The 18187-nt window shown below is 69.0% G+C and carries 18 protein-coding genes; 7 read left to right on the top strand and 11 right to left on the bottom strand.

Annotation, left to right across the window (positions count from 1 at the left end; genetic code table 11):
• Positions 1-7: 7 nt before the first annotated feature.
• Together ACL03I_RS07900 and ACL03I_RS07895 are read left to right on the top strand one after the other, a co-directional pair.
• Positions 8-808 (top strand): acyl-CoA thioesterase, encoded by an 801-nt coding sequence (locus tag ACL03I_RS07900; RefSeq protein WP_412805524.1) that lies wholly within the window; start codon positions 8-10, stop codon positions 806-808.
• Positions 809-820: 12 nt separating this feature from the next.
• Positions 821-2248, top strand: coding sequence for a DHA2 family efflux MFS transporter permease subunit (locus ACL03I_RS07895; protein WP_412805523.1), 1428 nt, complete (start codon positions 821-823; stop codon positions 2246-2248).
• 315 nt (positions 2249-2563) lie between these two features.
• Here ACL03I_RS07895 and ACL03I_RS07890 read toward each other — a convergent pair whose 3' ends face one another.
• The 3 genes from ACL03I_RS07890 to ACL03I_RS07880 are packed head-to-tail and all read right to left on the bottom strand — an operon-like array spanning position 2564 to position 5019.
• Positions 2564-3673 carry a DNA glycosylase AlkZ-like family protein gene (locus ACL03I_RS07890; RefSeq protein WP_412805522.1) on the bottom strand — a complete coding sequence of 370 codons (1110 nt, stop codon included), beginning with the start codon at positions 3671-3673 and terminating at the stop codon, positions 2564-2566.
• Positions 3674-3691: 18 nt separating this feature from the next.
• A complete protein-coding gene (locus ACL03I_RS07885) occupies positions 3692-4642 on the bottom strand; it encodes a M56 family metallopeptidase (RefSeq protein ID WP_412805521.1) in 951 nt (316 codons plus the stop codon).
• On the bottom strand, positions 4639-5019 hold the full coding sequence (locus ACL03I_RS07880) for a BlaI/MecI/CopY family transcriptional regulator (RefSeq protein ID WP_043691105.1): 381 nt from the start codon (positions 5017-5019) through the stop codon (positions 4639-4641). Before ACL03I_RS07880 ends, ACL03I_RS07885 begins: the two co-directional genes overlap by 4 nt.
• A 129-nt stretch (positions 5020-5148) precedes the next feature.
• Here ACL03I_RS07880 and dinB point away from each other — a divergent pair, with 129 nt between their 5' ends.
• Positions 5149-6390, top strand: coding sequence for a DNA polymerase IV (dinB, locus tag ACL03I_RS07875; protein ID WP_412805520.1), 1242 nt, complete (start codon positions 5149-5151; stop codon positions 6388-6390).
• A gap of 7 nt (positions 6391-6397) precedes the next feature.
• Here dinB and ACL03I_RS07870 read toward each other — a convergent pair whose 3' ends face one another.
• From ACL03I_RS07870 to ACL03I_RS07850, 5 genes are read right to left on the bottom strand one after another with little or no spacing between them, the layout of a single operon-like run.
• Entirely contained in the window at positions 6398-7276 is an 879-nt protein-coding gene (locus ACL03I_RS07870; RefSeq protein ID WP_355073975.1) for a phosphoribulokinase, read from the bottom strand.
• An 11-nt stretch (positions 7277-7287) separates the two neighbouring features.
• Entirely contained in the window at positions 7288-8364 is a 1077-nt protein-coding gene (locus tag ACL03I_RS07865) for a class 1 fructose-bisphosphatase (protein WP_355073977.1), read from the bottom strand.
• A 24-nt stretch (positions 8365-8388) separates the two neighbouring features.
• Positions 8389-9393 (bottom strand): AAA family ATPase, encoded by a 1005-nt coding sequence (locus ACL03I_RS07860; protein ID WP_412805519.1) that lies wholly within the window; start codon positions 9391-9393, stop codon positions 8389-8391.
• Entirely contained in the window at positions 9383-9805 is a 423-nt protein-coding gene (locus ACL03I_RS07855) for a ribulose bisphosphate carboxylase small subunit (RefSeq protein ID WP_355073980.1), read from the bottom strand. Before ACL03I_RS07855 ends, ACL03I_RS07860 begins: the two co-directional genes overlap by 11 nt.
• A 21-nt stretch (positions 9806-9826) precedes the next feature.
• Positions 9827-11269: a form I ribulose bisphosphate carboxylase large subunit gene (locus ACL03I_RS07850; protein ID WP_355073982.1), complete on the bottom strand. Its 1443-nt coding sequence runs from the start codon at positions 11267-11269 to the stop codon at positions 9827-9829.
• Positions 11270-11425: 156 nt separating this feature from the next.
• Here ACL03I_RS07850 and ACL03I_RS07845 point away from each other — a divergent pair, with 156 nt between their 5' ends.
• Together ACL03I_RS07845 and ACL03I_RS07840 are read left to right on the top strand one after the other, a co-directional pair.
• Entirely contained in the window at positions 11426-12289 is an 864-nt protein-coding gene (locus ACL03I_RS07845; RefSeq protein WP_355074429.1) for a LysR family transcriptional regulator, read from the top strand.
• 74 nt (positions 12290-12363) lie between these two features.
• On the top strand, positions 12364-13218 hold the full coding sequence (locus ACL03I_RS07840; RefSeq protein WP_355073984.1) for a class I SAM-dependent methyltransferase: 855 nt from the start codon (positions 12364-12366) through the stop codon (positions 13216-13218).
• 16 nt (positions 13219-13234) lie between these two features.
• Here the strand turns inward: ACL03I_RS07840 and ACL03I_RS07835 are convergent, their stop codons facing one another.
• From ACL03I_RS07835 to ACL03I_RS07825, 3 genes are read right to left on the bottom strand one after another with little or no spacing between them, the layout of a single operon-like run.
• The gene (locus ACL03I_RS07835) at positions 13235-14779 is read right to left on the bottom strand and encodes an FHA domain-containing protein (protein WP_355073986.1); all 1545 of its coding nucleotides are present in this window, start codon (positions 14777-14779) and stop codon (positions 13235-13237) included.
• Positions 14776-15219, bottom strand: a complete 444-nt coding sequence (locus ACL03I_RS07830; RefSeq protein WP_355073988.1) for a hypothetical protein — start codon at positions 15217-15219, stop codon at positions 14776-14778. The genes ACL03I_RS07835 and ACL03I_RS07830 overlap by 4 nt, the downstream gene beginning before the upstream one ends.
• 3 nt (positions 15220-15222) lie before the next feature.
• Positions 15223-16764, bottom strand: coding sequence for a hypothetical protein (locus ACL03I_RS07825; protein ID WP_364426404.1), 1542 nt, complete (start codon positions 16762-16764; stop codon positions 15223-15225).
• Positions 16765-16905: 141 nt separating this feature from the next.
• On the opposite strand from ACL03I_RS07825, the gene ACL03I_RS07820 reads away from it, so the two are divergent.
• Positions 16906-17325 carry an Rv3143 family two-component system response regulator gene (locus ACL03I_RS07820; RefSeq protein ID WP_355073991.1) on the top strand — a complete coding sequence of 140 codons (420 nt, stop codon included), beginning with the start codon at positions 16906-16908 and terminating at the stop codon, positions 17323-17325.
• Between the two features lie 467 nt (positions 17326-17792).
• Positions 17793-18173 carry an NADH-quinone oxidoreductase subunit A gene (locus tag ACL03I_RS07815; protein WP_412805518.1) on the top strand — a complete coding sequence of 127 codons (381 nt, stop codon included), beginning with the start codon at positions 17793-17795 and terminating at the stop codon, positions 18171-18173.
• Positions 18174-18187: the final 14 nt, after the last annotated feature.

Below are 18187 nucleotides of genomic sequence, written 5' to 3'. Positions count from 1 at the left end.
GCGTTGCATGAAACAACTCACTAAGCGGACGCTCGCCGAGGAGTTCGCGCTCACCGAGACCGGCACCGCTGGGTGGCAGGCGCGCGTCGACCGGTCCTGGCGCGGCTGGACCGGCCCGCACGGCGGCGTGATCGCGGCACTGCTCATCGAGGTGGCTCGCGCGGCCGCCGCGGAACCGCTGCCGGTGCGGGCCGTGGACCTCCGGTTCCTGGGCCGCCCCACAGACGAAGTGCTCACCTTCCACGCGACCGCACGCGCCGTCGGCCGCAGCACCGTCGTGGTGGAGGTGGGCGCCGAACAGGACGGCAGCCCGGTCGCCGGGGCGTCCGTCACGCTCGGTCGCGCCATGGCGTCGGGCGTCGCGGATTACGCAGGCGCGCCCGCGCCGCGAGTGCCCGATCCCGATTCCTGTGCGCACTTCGCCCTCCCGCCCGAAATCGTTCCGGTGGGCGTGCATTTCGACATCCGTCCGGCAGCCGGGCCGCGGCCGCTGACCGGTGCGGACGAACCGATGATGTGCGCGTGGATCGAACTCGTCCCCGAGTTGCCCACCGATGCCGCGGCCCTCGCGATCCTCGCCGATGCCCTGCCGCCCGCCGTCTTTCCCACACTGCGCGCGCCCGTCGCGATTCCCACCGTGGCGTTGTCGATGCACCTGCACGACGCGCCGACCGAGAGCTCGCCAGTGCTGGTGCGCACGGTGAACGCCTCGACCGGCGGCGGCTGGTCGGTGGACGACACCTCGATCTGGGATCGAAGCGGCCTGCTGCTCGCCTCGGCCCGCCAGACCCGCCGCGTGCTCGGCTGAACGGAGACGATCGTGCATTCTTCATCCACGCCGCCCAACCGGGCCACCGACTACCGGGTCGTGCTCGCCGTCGTCTCCCTCGGCGTCCTGCTGTCGAGCCTGGACCTGTTCATCGTCAACGTCGCCCTGCCGGACATGGCCGCCGACCTCGGCGGAGCGCAGATCTCGGGACTGTCCTGGGTACTCAACGCCTACGCGATCGTGTTCGCCGCGCTGCTGGTCCCGGCGGGACGACTGGGCGACCGTCGCAGCATCCGGACCACGTTCCTGCTCGGGCTGGTGGTCTTCGTCGTCGGATCAGCACTGTGCGCCACCGCCTGGGACGTCGGGTCGCTGGTGCTGTTCCGCGTGCTCCAGGCCGTCGGCGGCGCGCTGCTGACGCCCGCCTCGCTCGGCTTGGTGCTCGCGGCCAGCCCCCCATCGCGCCGCGCCGCCGCCGTGCGGCTGTGGGTCGCCTTCGGCGGGCTCGGCGCGGCGCTCGGCCCGGTCCTCGGCGGCCTTCTCGTCGAATTCGGCTGGCGCTGGGTATTTCTGGTGAATGTGCCGATCGGTCTGGCCGCCGTGGTGGTCGGACTGCGGACGCTGCCCGATCCCGAGGGCGACGGCGGGCGGCTGCCCGACCTGCTTGGTGCGGCGTTGCTGGTCGGGGCCATCGCGAGCCTGGTGCTCGGCCTCGTCAAGGGCGAGGGCTGGGGCTGGTCGTCGGCGCGGGTGCTGGTCGCGTTCGCGCTGGCGGCGATCCTGACGGTGGCGTTCGTCGTCTCCTCGGCCCGGCACCACAGCCCGGTGGTGGATCCGGCGCTGCTGCGCGCGCCCAACTTCGCCTGGATGACCGGCAACGCGGTGTTGTTCAACGTGGCCTTCGGCGCGATGCTGCTGTCGGTGGTGCTGTGGGCGCAGAACGTCTGGGATTGGTCGGCGTTGCGCACCGGACTGGCCATCGCGCCGGGCCCGCTGATGGTGCCGGTGGTCGCCGCCCTGGCGGGACGGCTGATCGGCCGGATCGGGGCCGGGCCGGTCATCGCCGCTGGCGGGATCGTGTTCGGCGCGGGCATGCTGTGGTGGGCGCGGGCGGTCACCCTGACGCCCGACTATGTCGGTGGCCTGCTCGGCGGCATGGTGGTCAGCGGCATCGGCGTCGGCCTCACCCTGCCGACCGCCTTCGCCGCGGGCACCGGCGGACTGCCGCCGCAGCGGTTCGCCACCGGATCGGCCGTGCTGAGCATGGCGCGCCAGCTCGGTCTCGCCGTCGGCGTCGCGGGCCTGGTCGCGGTGCTCGGCTCACCTACAAGCCCGGAGGCGACACTCGACGCGTTCCGGCACGGGTGGTACGCGACGGCCGTGGTCGCGGTCCTCGCGGGCTTGGTCGGCGCGACCGCGCGTATTACGAAACCCACTGTCGCACAACCAGAATCGGCTATCGAGTCGGCCGTCGCCTGATCCGGGTCCAAGCCCATGGCCCGTGCGTGACACTCCGCTCGACAGCGCCGATTCGACAGCGCGCGTCGCGCCGCCAAGGGCTCGGCGATCCGCGGCCGCGCTTTCCGGATCCATCGCGGCGCTGTCCGTAGTGGCTGTCATCGGCCGATTCGTGACCGCACACTTGGTCGATCCCTGGTCGACGTCCGAACAGCACCGGACGCCGACCAGGGTCCCACGCGACGGGCGGTTCAGCGGCTGGGCGCTGAAATCGCCGGACCACGAGCGGCGGGATCGGCACCAGTAGCCCATTTCGGTCGGCACAGCATGGCAACGCTACGCGACTCGCACCGTGAGGCTCTCGCGCCCGGCCGCCAGCGCCACGTGGGCGACGGCCGCTTCCAGGCCCCGCGCAGGCAGCGGCGCACCGTCGAACATGGTGATCTCGACGGCGTCCTCGGCGAGCTCCCAGACACCCGCGATGCGCCCACCCACCACGACGATCGGTGAGATCCAGCCCGCGGTGCGGCTCACCTTCGCACGGTGGGCGGCAGGCAGCAGCACGGTGTCACCGGTGCCCGGTCCCAGCACGTATCGGTCGAAGGCGCCGAGCAGGTGCACCGTCGCACTCGGCGCGGCGGCGGCCAGTGCGTCGACCTGGTCGGTCGGCAGGAAGGCGCGGCGGCCCTCCACGTCGATTTCGGTGATCAGGTCGCCCAACTCGGCGAACCAGCGGCGCACCGTGGTCTTGCGCAGGCTGTTGCGGCTGAGCCAGGCGTCGAAGGTCTCCGGCGTCGCCGGGCCGTAGGCGCCGAGATAGCCGAGGATCGCCACCCGCGCCGCGGCGTCGAGAGCGGGCAGGCCGGGCCAGTCGCGCACCAGGTGCGCGGGACTGGTGAAGGTCACTTTGGTGCCTCGTGCCGGGCCGTGACACAGCACGCCCTGCCAGGCCAGCGGTTTGAGCAGCGCACCCCAACCGGATCGCAGTTCCTCCCCCAGCCGATGGAATTCCGGTGCGGACACCAGGGCTTCGACCAACTCCTCCCGGGTGAGCACCGCGGCGTCGAGTACCTGCGCGACCGCCTCGGTCAGTGCCGCCACCTCCGTGGGCGAAGCGCCGAAGTTCTTCTGCCAGGAGGGTTTCTCCCAGGTGCGCGCGGAACCGATGAGCGCGAGAACGGCGGCGGCCTGTTCCGAAGGCAGCGCGTGCAGCGTGCCGCGCATCGCCCAGGTCTTCATCAGCGCGCCGTCGTCGAGCGCGCGCACCAGCACGCCGGATTCGGGCTTCGTGCTGCGCAGTGCGACCGCCAGTTCGGCCGCCGAGGTGACCTGAGCCTGGACACCACACAGACGCCCGGCCACCGCTACCGCACCTTCGTCGGTCCGGGACAAGACATAGTGCCGGTCCAGCCGCCAGGCGAAAACCTGATCCCAGGTGGCCCGCATTCGCGCTCCTTCTCCTGCTCAGTTCAGCATCGTGCCCGCGCAGGCAACCAGCGCGGCGGCCAGCGCCGACCCGGCGACCGTCATCGCGATCACGCCGAGCAACGCGGTGCGGGTGGTGGCGCGCCGAATCGCGCCGACCGGGTCGGCCAGCCGTTCGGCGCGGGCCAGTACCGCCGTGCCCGCCGCGGCCAGCGCACCCGGCGGCGCGGGCTCGACGATGCCGACGATCGCCAGCAGCCCGCCGAGCAGCGGCAGCGAACCGTGCTCGTCGGCGGCCTTGTCGTCGGCGCACATCTCCAGCAGGCGGGCGATCTCGGCCGCGCCACCGGTGAACAACCGCAGGCCGGGCAGTGTGGTGGCCACCGCGCGCAGCACCGCGGTCAACGCCGCGTGCCTGCCGGACAGGTGCGCGCGTTCGTGCGCGAGTACCGCGGCGAGTTGATCCTCGTCCAGCGCCGCCAGCGCGGCGGTGGTGACCACGATGGTGTCGGGTCGTCCCGGCACGCAATACACCTGCCGCTCCGGTGAGTCGAGCACGACCGCCCCGATTCCCGGCACCGGCCTGCCGACCAGACGGACCGCCCGCGCGTGGACGCTGGTGCGCCTGCGCATGTCCAGCACGACTCCCACGGCGCGCGCCACCAGCGCGACGGTTCCGGTGGACACCAGTGCCGCCACCGCGAACGTGGCCGCACGGCCGGCCGCGGCGCCGTGCGCATCCACCGGAGCCCACAGGAACGAGGCGCACGCGTGCAACGCGTCCTTCGGATGTCCCCAGTAGGTGGCGAACTCGACGGTCAGCACCGCCGCCGCGACCCCCCATGCGCTCAGCGCACCGATGATCGCGACAACCCAGGCGATCACACCCAGCCGCGGCGCGATCCCGCGATGGGTCAGTCTGCGCAGCACGGGCGGACCGAAGGCCGCCACGACGCCGCCGTACAACGTCAGAGCCAGGGCCAGGCTCACGGCACTTCTGGTGACTTACGCGCCGCGAGTCTGCGTAGCGCGGCACGCAGCCCAGCCGACTCCTCGGCGCTGATCCGATCGACGAAATGGCTGAGCACCAGATCCGAGCGTCCGCCGGAACCCAGCGCCTCCAGCATGAGCCGGGCGCTGTGTTCTTCCCTGGTGAGCGTCGGCCAGTATCGATAGGCCTTGCCCGCGCGTTCGCGCGCCAGCCACCCCTTGCGATGCAGGTTGTCCATGGTCGACATCACCGTCGTATACGCGATGTCGCGCTGAGCCGACAGTTCGTCGAAGATCTCACGCACCGTTGTGTCCTCTGCGTCCTGATCCCAGATGCGGTCCATGATCACCGCCTCCAGATCCCCGAATCCACGCACCGTACCGACTCCCTCATCCGAGCTGTGCCCCGTCGTGGGAACAGGTTACCGGTTTGGGTGGGTTACTACGGAGGCAACCAGTAGATCCGCCCGCTCCGACCGCACCCTGTCGGGGCCATATGCGAACATATGTTCGTGTCCGACGCGCCCGTCTCCCGATCCGGCAGGCCCCGGATTCTCGCGCGGCCGGAGGCATCGATCCTGCATGCCGACCTCGACTCCTTCTATGCCTCGGTCGAGCAGCGGGACGACCCGTGGCTGCGCGGCAAACCGGTGATCGTCGGCGGCGGCGTCGTCCTGGCTGCCAGCTACGAAGCGAAGGCGTTCGGAGTGCGCACCCCGATGAACGGCGGACAGGCGCGCCGGTTGTGCCCGCACGCGATCGTGGTGCCGCCGCGCATGTCCGCCTACGCCGAGGCGAGCAGAGCCGTCTTCGAGATCTTCCGCGACACCACACCCGTGGTCGAGGGCGTCTCGATCGACGAGGCCTTTCTCGACGTCGGCGGACTGCGCCGGATCGCGGGCGAGCCCGTCGCCATCGCGACGCGGCTGCGTGCGGAAGTCCGCGACCGGGTCGGCCTGCCCATCTCGGTGGGCATCGCTCGCACCAAGTTCCTCGCCAAGGTGGCCAGCGCCGTCGCCAAACCCGACGGATTACGGCTGGTGCCGCCGGACGGCGAACTGGACTTCCTGCATCCGCTGCCGGTCGAAAGGCTCTGGGGTGTAGGCGATGTCACCGCGCGCACGTTGCACGAGCACGGCATCACGCGGGTGGGCCAACTGGCCGAACTCGGCGAGCGCCCGCTGCGGGCGATCCTCGGTCCCGCCGCGGCACGCCACCTCTACGCCTTGTCCTGGGCGCGTGACCCGCGCCGGGTCGAGACCGGCCGGCGGCGGCGCTCGATCGGCGCCCAGCGTGCCCTCGGCCGCAAGCACCGGCCGCCGGACGAGATCGAGGCCTATCTGCACGGGCTCACCGATCGGCTCGGCCGTCGCCTACGCACCGCCGACCGGGTATGCCGAACCGTGGTGCTACGCCTGCGTTTCGACGATTTCACCCGGGCCACCCGCTCGCATACTCTCGCCGGGGCCACCGACCACACCGAGACGATCCTGAGCGCGGCCCGCACGCTGCTCGCCGGGGCGATGCCGCTCATCCAGGAACGCGGCCTCACCCTGATCGGTCTCGCGCTGACCAACCTCGACGACGCCGACTCCGTCCAGCTCGCCCTGCCCTTCGAAGCCCGTGCCACCAACAGCCTCGACGCCACCCTCGACGACTTGCGCAAGCGCTTCGGCTCCGCCGCCGTCACCCGCGCCGCCCTCCTCAACCGCGGCGAGGGCCTCTCGGTTCCTCTTCTCCCCGACTAGCCGCGCCTCAGTACGAGCGTTTCGGCCGCTTGTCCATCAACCGCAGGATCAGCGGCGTGAAGATCAGCTGCATGGCCAGCTCCATCTTCCCGCCGGGCACCACGATGCAATTCGTCCGCGACATGAACGAGTCGTGCAGCATCGACAGCAGATAGGGGAAGTCGATCACCTTCGGGTCCGCGAACCGGATCACCACGAAACTCTCGTCCGCCGTCGGAATGGTGCGCGCGATGAACGGATTGGACGTGTCCACGGTCGGCACCCGCTGGAAGTTGACGTAGGTGCGGGAGAACTGCGGGCAGATGTAGGTGACGTAGTCCGGCATCCGCCGCAGGATCGTATCGATCACGGCCTCGCTGGAGTACCCGCGCTCGGTCTTGTCCCGGATCACCTTCTGAATCCACTCCAGATTGATGATCGGCACGACGCCGACCAGCAGATCGGTGTATCGCGCCACATCCACGGTGGAGGTGACCGCCGCGCCGTGCAGGCCCTCGTAGAACAGCAGGTCGCTGCCCGGCGTCAGCTCCTCCCACGGCGTGAAGGTGCCCGGCGGCTGGCCGTAGGGCTTCGCCTCGGCCTCGTCGTGCAGGTACCGGCGCACCGTTCCGACCCCGGTCTCGCCGTAGTCGCGAAACAGCGTCTCCAGTTCCTTCAGCAGGTTGGCCTCCTCCCCGAAATGCGAGAACCGCAGATTGCGGCTCTGCTCCGCCTCGGCCATGGCCAGTTTCATCTCGTTGCGGTCGTAACGGTGGAACGCGTCGCCCTCGACGATGGCCGCGTTGATCTCTTCGCGGCGGAAGATCTCCTGGAAGGTCCGCGTCACGCTGGAGGTCCCCGCCCCGGAGGACCCGGTGATGGCGACGACCGGGTGCTTGACCGACATGGTTCTCCTCTTCAGCGCTGGGCCGGACGAAACAGCGACCGCCTGCCGAACAGCGAGCTGTCGAAGCTGGGGCCCTCGTCCGGTTCGCGGTGATACCGCTCGATGCGCTCGACTTCGTTGCGGGAGCCGAAGATCAGCGGCACCCGCTGATGGACGTCGCCGGGCGTCACTTCCAGCACTCGCTCGCTGCCGGTGGTCGCGGAGCCCCCGGCCTGTTCGACGATGAACGCGATCGGATTGGCGCCGTAGAGCAATGCCACCCTTCCCGGACGCGTGGGCGGGCGGGTGTCGCGGGGGTACAGGTACACCCCGCCTCGGGTCAGGATGTGAAAGGTGTCGGCGACCAGCGAGGCCACCCAGCGCATATTGAAATCCCGCTCGCGGGGGCCGTCGACGCCGTCGAGGCACTCGTGCACGTAACGGCGCACCGGTCGTTCCCAGAACCGCTCATTCGCCGCGTTGATCGCGAATCCAGAGGTGTCCTCGGGGATGCGCATCCGCGGGTGGGTCAGCACGAACGCGCCGATCTCCCGGTCCAGGGTGAACCCGTCGACCCCGCTGCCGGTCGTCAGCACCAGCATGGTCGCGGGCCCGTACAGGGTGAACCCCGCGCACACCTGCTCGACGCCGGGCTGCAGGAAGTCGGCCGCCGCGGGGCCCGGGCCCTGCGCGGGCGCGCGCAGCACGCTGAAGATGGTGCCCACCGGCAGATTTACGTCGATGTTCGACGAACCGTCCAGCGGATCGAAGGCCAGCAGGTACTTCCCGCGCCGATGGGTGGCGGGCACCGGATGGATCTCGCTGATCTGTTCGGACAGCAACGCCGAAAGGTGCCCGGTCCATTGAGTTTCGGCGACGATGATGTCGTTGGTGATCGCGTCCAGCTTGCGATGCACCGTCGGCGGCAGATTGTCCGGCTCGGACGCACCGATCGAGCCGACGATCGCGCCCCTGGTGACCTGATTGGCGACGATCTTCGTCGCGGTCGCGATCACGTTCACCAGGGCGGAGAACTCACCGGACGATCCGGGATGCCGATGCTCCTGTTCGATGGTGAAGCGGGTGAGGGTCTTCAGTCCTTCTGGCATAACGCCTCGATCTCGTCACCGGGGTCACACGGTCGGCTCGCCGGCGGGCTCGGGGTCGGTGAACACGCTGCTGCCGTAGACATCCCGGTCGGTCAGCGTGATCAAATCGGTCTTGGTCAGCGGTCTGCGCAGTTCCACGAGACGCTTGGCCTGCCGCAACCGGCAACGGTCGAGCGCGTTGCGGACGCTGCGCGCGTTGGAGAAGCGCGGGCGGGCCATCCGGTGTTCCAGGTACTCCCCGAAAGCGGTCCACGCCGCGTCGTCGAAGTGGAAGTTCTCCGCCGCCACCATGAGCTCGGCGATTCCCAGCAGCTCCGCGTGCGTGTAGTCGGCGAACTCCAGGTGGTGGGCCACCCGCGAGGACAGGCCCGGATTGGCGGAGAAGAAGCGGTCCATCCGGTCGGGGTAGCCCGCGAAGATCACCACCAGGCTGGCGCGTTCGTTCTCCATCTCCTGCAACAGGATCTCGATCACCTCCTGCCCGTAGTCGCGTTCGTTCTCCGGCCGGAACAGGTAGTAGGCCTCGTCGATGAACAGCACCCCGCCCGCCGCCTTGGCCAGCGCCTCTTTGGTTTTCGGTGCGGTGTGCCCGATGAACTGACCCACGAGATCGTCGCGGGTGACCGTGTGCACTTTCGGTTTGCGGATGTAGCCCAGGGCGTGCAGCATCTGCGCCATCCGCAATGCCACCGTGGTCTTGCCCGTGCCGGGACCGCCGGTGAAGCTCATGTGCATGGTCGGCCGCGAGGAGGTCAGTCCGAAACGTTGCCGGGCACGGTCGATCAACAGCAGCGCCGCGATCTCGCGGACCCGCCGCTTCACCGGAGCCAGCCCGATCAACTCCGCGTCCAGCCTGCGCAACGTTTCCTCGACGTCGTGACCCGCGATGTCGCTCGACAAGTCCAGCACCGCGTCCTCGGCCAGGATTTCCGGCTCTTCCGGATCGGGCGACGCCGTCCGCACCGCGCCGGGGACATCAGCCCCCGGCCGGTGCAGACGGAATCCGGAGCCGTTGCGCTCAGCCGCCATACCGCTCTCCCGGCCGGACGGTCGTGGCATACGAATGCAGGCCGTATGTCTGCATCCGGTCGGGACCCTCGGTGCGGGTGAGCACGAAACCCGGCTCGTCGGGCGGTCGTTGCACCAGGAAACTCAGCGCCGTCGTCTGCCTGGTGTAGCGGGCGTCGTAGGCGAGCACCCGCACGTAGTGCCGGGGGAAAGTCGCCCGGCACGCGTTGATCTCGGCCAGCACACCGTCGGGCTCGTCCAAGTCGAACAGCGGCAGCCCCCACATCTCCCAATAGGCATTACGCGGGTGCGGATCGTCGGTGTACTCGATGGACACCGGCCAGCTGTTGAGCAATGCGTAGCGCACTTGGGCGGCGATCTGCTCGTCGGTCAGCGGCGGCAGGTAGCAGAATGTTCCGTGCCTCAGATACATCGGCTCGTCCTTCCTGGATGGTCAGCGGCTGGCCGTCGGCACGGCGTCCGGCGCGTCGGTGGAGGTGTAGTCGAAGGTGACATCGCCCCAGGTGGCAAGCGCGACATCGAGCGGACGGCAGATCTCGGCCGCCTTCCTGAGCACATCGGGGCCTTCCTTCAACAGGTCGCGGCCTTCGTTGCGGGCCTGCACGACCGCCTCCAGCGCGACCCGGTTCGCCTCCGCGCCCGCGGCGATGCCGAGCGGATGCCCGATCGTGCCGCCGCCGAACTGCAGCACCACGTCGTCACCGAACAGGTCGAGCAACTGATGCATCTGCCCGGCATGGATGCCGCCGGAAGCCACCGGCATCACACCGGGCAGGCTCGCCCAGTACTGGTCGAAGAAGATCCCGTTGGCCGGCTCGGTCCGGATGTGGTTCTCCCGCAGCGTGTCGTAGAACCCCTTGGTCGTCGCCGGGTCGCCCTCCAGTTTCCCGACCACGGTGCCCGCGTGCAGATGGTCGACGCCGATCAGCCTGCACCACTTGGCCAGCACCCGGAAGCTGACGCCGTGCGTCTTCTGCCGGGTGTAGGTGGAATGCCCCGCGCGATGCAGATGCAGCAGCACCCCGTTGCGGCGCGCCCAATGCGACATCGACTGCATCGCGGTGAAGCCGACGGTGAGGTCCATCATGATGACGACGCTGCCGAGTTCCTTGGCGAACTCCGCGCGCTCGTACATCTGCTCCATCGACGCCGCGGTCACATTCAGGTAATGGCCTTTGATTTCGCCGGTCTCCGCCATCGCACGGTTGACGCCCTCCATCGCGAACAGGTACCGGTCGCGCCAGCGCATGAACGGCTGCGAGTTGATGTTCTCGTCGTCCTTGGTGAAATCCAGGCCGCCTTTGCATGCCTCGTAGATGACGCGTCCATAATTGCGGGCGGATAGCCCGAGTTTCGGTTTCACCGTCGCGCCGAGCAGAGGCCTGCCGTATTTGTTGAGATATTCGCGTTCCATCACCGTGCCGTGCGGCGGCCCTTGGAACGTCTTGACGTACGCCACCGGAATGCGCATGTCCTCCAGCCGCAGCGCCAGCAGCGGCTTGAACCCGAACACGTTGCCGATGATCGAGGAGGTCAGGTTGGTGATCGATCCCTCCTCGAACAAGTCGAGATCGTAAGCGATATAGGCGAAGTACTCCCCCGGCCGCCCCGGGACCTCGTCGATGCGGTAACACTTCGCCTGGTAGCGCGAGTGGGCGGTGAGCCGGTCGGTCCACACCACCGTCCAGGTCGCCGTGGAGGATTCACCCGCCACCGCGGCCGCCGCCTCGATCGGATCGACACCGCGCTGCGGAGTCACCCGGAACACGGCGAGCACGTCGGTATCCGACGGCTGGTAGTCGGGCGCGTAATACCCCATCGACGCATAGGATTGGACACCCGGATCCCAGCGGTCGCGTTCGGTTTCTTCGGCCATCGTTCCTCCTGCTGTGCCACTGCGGGACACCCGCACCCGGGCGAACGGGCGTGCCTTGGGATTTCCAGGATGACGGGCCGGATACCGACAAACAATTTGATTGTTTCTCGCGACACTCAACATATTCGTTGAGTTTGTTACCGTTCTCGGGTGGGTATGGTGAGCGCGGCTCGGATGGAAACCTTCCTGGCCGTCGCCCGCCACGGCAGCATCCGCCGCGCCGCGGCGCAGTTGCACATCACCGAGGCCGCCGTCTCCGCGGCCGTCGCGCACATCGAGAAACTGCTGGGGGCAAAGCTCATCGCGAAGTCCGGGCGCGGCATCGCGCTCACGGAGGCCGGGCGCGTCTACGCCGAGTACTGCCGCGGCATCCTCGGGTTGATGAAGGAGGCGCAGGCGGCCGTGCGCCGCGCCGAGACCGGGCGGCTGCGGATCGGCGTGGTCGCCACCGCGGGCGAGTACGTCCTGCTGCGGCCGCTCGCCTCGTTCCGCCGCCGGTTCCCCGACATCGAACTGAGCCTGTCGGTGCATCCGCGCGACGCGCTGTTCCTCGAATTGCAGCACCATGAAACGGATCTCGTCATCGCAGGCCGCCCACCACGCGACACCGGGCTGGTGGTGCGCGCCCGGCGGCCCAGCCGTCTGGTCGTGGTCGGCCTACCGGAACTCGACCCGCTGCACACCACCTGGCTGCTGCGCGGGCGCGGCTCCGGCACCCGCGAGGCCACCCTCGCCTTACTCGACCAACTCCGGATCGAACCGCCCGTGCTCACTCTCGGCTCCCACGGCGCCGTCCTCGCCGCCGCGCGAGAAGGACTCGGCGTGACGTTGATCCACAGCGACGCCATCTCCCAGGACCTGGAGAACGGCGCGCTGCGCGTGCTCCCGGTCGAGGGCACCCCGCTGGATCGTCCCTGGCATGCCATCACCACCCGCACACCGACGCCGACCACCCGCCTGTTCCTCGCCCATCTGCTCGACCCCGCGGAGGTCGGTTCCGACGCCTTCCACCCGCATTGAGGCCCGCGACCTGCGCGAACCGGCACCACAGCCGCCACGGAAACCGACTGGACGAATATGACAGACTGACTCGCATGACCCGAGGGGATGTTCCGTCCAACGTCTCGGACACCGCGCGCTGGGTCGCGGCCTACCGGGCACGCGAGACGATCCGCCCGGACGCGCTGTTCCGCGATCCGCTCGCCGACCGGCTGGCCGGCGAACGCGGCCACGCCATCGCCGACAACGCGCCTACGGTGATGCGCGACGGGTGGCCGATCGTCACGCGGACCAAACTGATCGATGACCTCATAGCCACCGCGATCGGCGAGGGCTGCGACCGCGTCCTCAACCTCGCCGCCGGTCTGGACGCTCGCCCCTACCGGCTCGATCTGCCCGACGAGTTGCTCTGGATCGAGGCGGACCTCCCCGAGATCGTCGCCGAGAAGGACAGCGCCCTCGCCGGCGAGACGCCGCACTGCGTGCTCATCCGCCGCGCGGTCGATCTCGCCGACCCGGACGCGCGGATGAAGTTCCTCGACGAGGCGCTCGGCGCGATCGGCCCGAGCGCCACCGGCGCGTCCAAGGCCCTGGTGCTCACCGAGGGGCTGCTGATGTACCTCGACCCGCCGACGGTCACCGATCTCGCGACCGCACTGGCCCGCCCCGAGATCGCCTGGTGGCTGCTTGACCTGAGTCTGGGCATGCGCAAGATGCGCTCCGGCGACACCTTCGCCAACGCGCCGATGCAGTTCGAACCCGCCAACGGCGTCCGCTTCTTCGAAGACCTCGGCTGGCAGCCGATCGAACTGGAAAGCCTGCTGCTGCACGCCCGCAAGTTCCACCGCGCACCTTGGTACCTACGTCCCTTCACCTATCTCCCCCAGCCCGACCCCCGCAAACCCATGCGCACCCCCTGGTCGGGCATCATCCGTTTCCGCCACACCTGAGCGACGCCACCCGCGGCTACAGCTGGCCGTGCTGGGAGTCGAAGGTGAGCACGCGGCCGCCCAGTTGGATCTGGGCTCCGGGTGCGAGGGCGATCGGCTGGCCGGGGACCGCTCGGACCCAGTCCTGGCGTCCGGGATGACGAATGTGGGTGCCGTTGGTGGAACCGCCGTCCACGACCGTGACATCCCAGTCGACGAGGCGGATCTCCGCATGCGCCCGCGACATTCCGCCCGAGCTGTCCTCCAGCCGCACCGGGCGCGCACCACGCGCGACCGCGTCCGAATGCTCCGGTTCGCGGCCGAGAACGCAGTCGCTGTCCAGGACGAACGACGTGCCGTCGTCCAGTAGCAACACACCGAGCGGTGGGCGCACCCCTTCGCTGAGCACGCAGGTGAGCTGATCCATCCGGATCCCGCAGACCGCGCAGAACGACACCCGAGGATCGTTGTGATGATGCCGGGCGCATTGGAAACCCGGCACGATCACGCGATGTCCCAGTGCGTTCGAGCCGGTCGACCCGAGCGCGTCGGCGACGACGCCGGTCGAGGGAACCATCGTCTCGGCGAGATTCGCGTCGTTGGCGATCGCGTGATCCCGATCGGTGCGGTGCGCGGGCCGCGCCGGGCTCTGGTCCGGCGCCGGTGGTACGGGCTGCGCCGCCGAAGGCGTCACGCCGTCGGGTGGCGTGGCCCGCCGCGCCGGCGCTTGGAGATCGACTTCCGTCGCGGCATCGCCGGACTCCTCGCCCTTCCGCAGGCTCGGCGCCCGCCGTGGTTGCGCTTCGGACGCCTCGGAACCAGCCTGCCCGCCCGGCCGGTGTGGTTGCGGCATCGCTTGCGGTCCGGCGGTGCGAATCGGCTGCGGCATCTGATCCGGCATCGGCGGCCGATCCTCGACGCGATGCGGTTCGGCCGCCGGTCGTGGCGCGACGTGCGGCGGCTCCGGCCGGGGCTCGACGGGAGATGGCGGCGCGGATCCGGCGTGCGGTCGCCGCGCGGACTCGGCGTCACCGTGGCCGTCCGGCACATCACCGATCGCGCCCGACCACAGCACCGCGCCGGACCCTGGCGCGGCGCCCGCATCCAGCGACAGAATCCCCCGCCCCGGTAGCGATTCCGCGGTCCAGCCCGCCTCGTCCACGAACAACCCGGCGCCGCTGCCGGGTGCGGGCGTCACCATGCGGTCGACGGTGAATCCGGCGTCCCGGCCGCGCAGCACCTCCGTGTGGCCCGGACCGGCGAGCACCGCGGTGACCCCACCGTGCAGGAACACCGCGAGACCTTGGTCCACCGGCGTGATCACCCCGAATTCGACTTCGTCCTCCTCGCCGTTGGACAGGCCCATCAGCCAGGTCGTGGCCAGTCGCGCCACCGCGCGCCCGCTGCGGCGCCGGTCGCGCGCGACGGCTTCGCGCACGATGTCCAGCAGCGCCGTCATCGTGCGGGCAGCGACCGTGTCCGCCGTGAGGAGCCCGTCGCCCCGGTGCGCGACGACCACGACTGCGCCATTCGCGCTCGCCACCAGGTGGGCGCCGGGCAACACCTCGATCTGCGCGCTCACAGGAACCGGCCGCCTTGGAAGCGCCACCGATGGAAGACCACCCGCATCGGCCCGTTCACGATGAGCCAGAAGGCGATCCATGTGACGACGAACTGGATGAGGAAGGCAGCGAGCGGCGGACGCAGATGCTCGGGCAGCACCACCGTGGTGTAGCGCACGAGCACCCAGATCAGCGCTCCCTCGTTGAGGATGGTGATCAGACCGAACAAGGTCGGCCAGTCCTTCTCCCAGCGGAACTGTTGGAGCAGGTGGTAGAGCAGTTCCCAGAGCACACCGACCAGAACGGTCGCCAGCAGCACCGACAACGTCACCCGGTACGCCTGACCGATGCTCGAGGACCCGGTCGGCAGGAACGGGGTGATGAGCAGCGCGACGACGAAGCCGATCACGCTCAGCGCGAGCAGACGGGTCTGGATTCGCCCGTTCAAGGTAGGAAGCATCGCTCAGATCTTCTCGTTCGTAACCCACAGCCACCATTGCCGCGTCGAGCGCAGCGGCCCCATCCTGCGGCAGAACCCGACCGCGGCCAGGTCGTCGGCGATCTCCTGCGCGGCGATCTGCAAGCCGAGGAAGGTGTCCACCCCGGCGAACGGCCCGCCGAGCGTCGCGCTGCCGGAGGCGTATATCCGTCCTGTGCCGCTGCGGGTGCCGATCAGCTCGAAAGTCGTGTCCACGTCCAGCCGACCGAGCGGATTACGGCCCGCGCCGGTGTGGTCGAGCAGGTCTGCCAACAGCCGGTGCTCCCGGACGTCGGCTTCCAACCCCGTGCAGTCGATGATGTAGTCGACGGTCGTGTCGAACGGTTGCGTCGGCGGCGGAAAAGGCAAGGGCGCGCTGGAATCCGGAAGAATCGTGGCGACCACGCCTTGCCGTCCAGCGGCAGGACGCGGAGCGCGCATCGTGCCGGCCATCACCTGGTACCACCCCTCCCGGCGGCCACGGCGCAACTGTTCCTGCCAGTTGTCGCGGATGGGGGTGTTGGTGCCGGAGATCTCCTTGTACGCGCGCGCCCGTTCCTCGCCTTGCAGTCGTCGCACCTTCTGCTTGAGCTGACCGCCCCACACCGACTTCGGATAGTTGAAACCCTGGTAGGCCCATCCGTCGCCGCCCTTGCGCCTGCTGAAGATGTTCTTGCCGTGCGAGCCTGCGATATACGTGCGGAACAGGTGCAGGATCCGGGTGTCGAGCCGGTACTTGTCCCGATCGTCGATGAGCCGTTGCAGGACGCGGCTGGCCACGATCCCGCTGCCACGGATCAGCACCGTGCCGGGCCGCCGCTGGAGCGCCTGGTAGACGTGCTCGTGCGGCTCGTAGGCATTGACCACACGGGTCGGATCACGATGGGTCTCGCGATACTCCTGCAGATCCGGCAGCAGCTTCAGCCCCGGATAGCCGACGGCGACATGGACATACGTGCTGCGGAAAGCGACCCGCTTGGTCGGTGCCGAACCCGCGGGCGGGGTGAGGATGGTGAAGTATCCGCCGCCGTTGCGCTTGCGGACCATGCGCACGTGCCCGCGGTGCAGCGAGCGGGCATAGCCGATGCGGTGGAATTCCCGCTCCATGGAGGCGAACGCCTGGCCCGCACGCGGGGTGTAGTAGTTGGCGAAGATCGGCTCGACGAAGACGTTCCACAGCGGCTTGATCGACTTGTCCGCGATCGCCTCCCGCACCGCGTAGGACGGAAAGCCCCAGATGTTGTCCGGCGTGGAGGCCGAGTCGCTGCGCAGGCGTTCGCCACGGGGGATCTGCGACACCCTGGTGAGGTACTCGTAGGAGGTCCACGGGTGCTCCTGCGGACCGAGCACCGCCATCGCTTCGGCGGGCACGCCGAAGATCCGGAGCGTGTCGTAGGTGACGAACGATCCGATCCCGCTGCCGATGGTCACGAACGGTACGTCGAACACCGGAATCCCGGCGCTGCCGAGCATTTCATCGGTCCATACGTCGGTGTCGACGAGGGCCTGCGTGATATCTCCCCGCATTGGCCGGACTTTACCGGCAGATCCTTATCAACTGCTTGCCATCGGCTTTCGCCGGACGACCGCACTGGTGACGCGCCGCGCACGACGCGTGTGAACCATCTGCGCCGAACCTGCCACGCGGTATGCCCTCGCGGACGTACCATGCCGTTCGTGGCCGATTCCACTCGTTCCACCCCACTGCGGGTCCTCGTGTACAGCAACGACGCCGACACCAGGCGCCAGGTGATCCAGGCCTTGGGCAAGCGTCCGAGCGCAGAGCTACCGGAGTTCGAGTACCTGGAGGTCGCCACCGCTCCCGTGGTGATCGCGCAGCTGGACGCCGGTGGCATCGACTTGGCCGTGCTCGACGGCGAGGCCGCCCCCGTCGGCGGGCTCGGCATCGCGAAGCAGTTGAAGGACGAAGTCGATCCGTGCCCGCCGCTGCTGGTGCTCACCGGCAGGGCCGACGACGCATGGCTTGCCAGCTGGTCGCGCGCGGAGGCAGCGGTGGCGCATCCCATCGATCCGCTCCGGCTCACCGAGGCCGTCGTGGCTCTGCTGCGCAGCCGCTCCGCGGCCTGAACCCGCCAGCGATTCATAGCGATCATGAATTAATTCACCCGGGCGCGCCGCCGCGCCCGGGCCGCCGGTAAGCGACCCTCGACCGCGCCGCCCTCGGCGCCGTTGTTCGCCGCGCAGTTTGCCGCCTTTTTCCGACTGCGAACCCGCTCGGGACCACATTTGACGTCGCCGTACCCGACACCTCAACGTTTCCAACTGACCGTTCACCCAACGGTGCGGAACCCTCGCGCGGATTACCACCGTTTCGGTCATAAATGCTTGTACTGAATTCGATCAAACGACGTCGCCAAACGCGGTGCGGGCCGCCGGTTCAGTTGTAGGCTGTGCCCTACCTCACACGGAGACGGATCCGGTCATGACCGTCCCCGGGTGGAGCCGAGGGGCGAGTCTGGCCGAGGCGGACAACGACGTCAGCCCGCCTCGGACGCTGTTGTCAGCTGCCGCTCGCAAGGAGGGGAAGTGCAGTCGTGAACATCGAGGTGCCGACACTCGTACTCGGCGCGATCGCGGCGGCGTTCGCGCTGTTCTCCATCGTCCTGTCCGCCCTGGTCGGCCCGAAACGACGAAACCGGGCAAAGCTGGAACCCTACGAATGCGGTATCGAACCCACGTCGCATGCCGTGGCGGGCGGACCGGGAAACGTTACCGGGCAACGCTTTCCGGTGAAGTACTACCTCACCGCCATGTTGTTCATCATCTTCGACATCGAGATCGTGTTCCTCTACCCGTGGGCAGTCCACTTCGATGCGCTCGGTCTCTTCGGTCTGGCCGCGATGGCGTTGTTCATCGTCAACGTCTCGGTGGCCTACGCCTACGAATGGCGACGGGGTGGGCTCAGCTGGGACTGACCACCGCGCAGCCG

It is taken from the genome of Nocardia sichangensis (assembly GCF_047200615.1).
Taxonomy (GTDB): Bacteria; Actinomycetota; Actinomycetes; order Mycobacteriales; family Mycobacteriaceae; genus Nocardia; species Nocardia sichangensis.
Note: the sequence above shows the minus strand (reverse complement) of the source record. Positions and strands in the feature narration are given on the sequence as shown.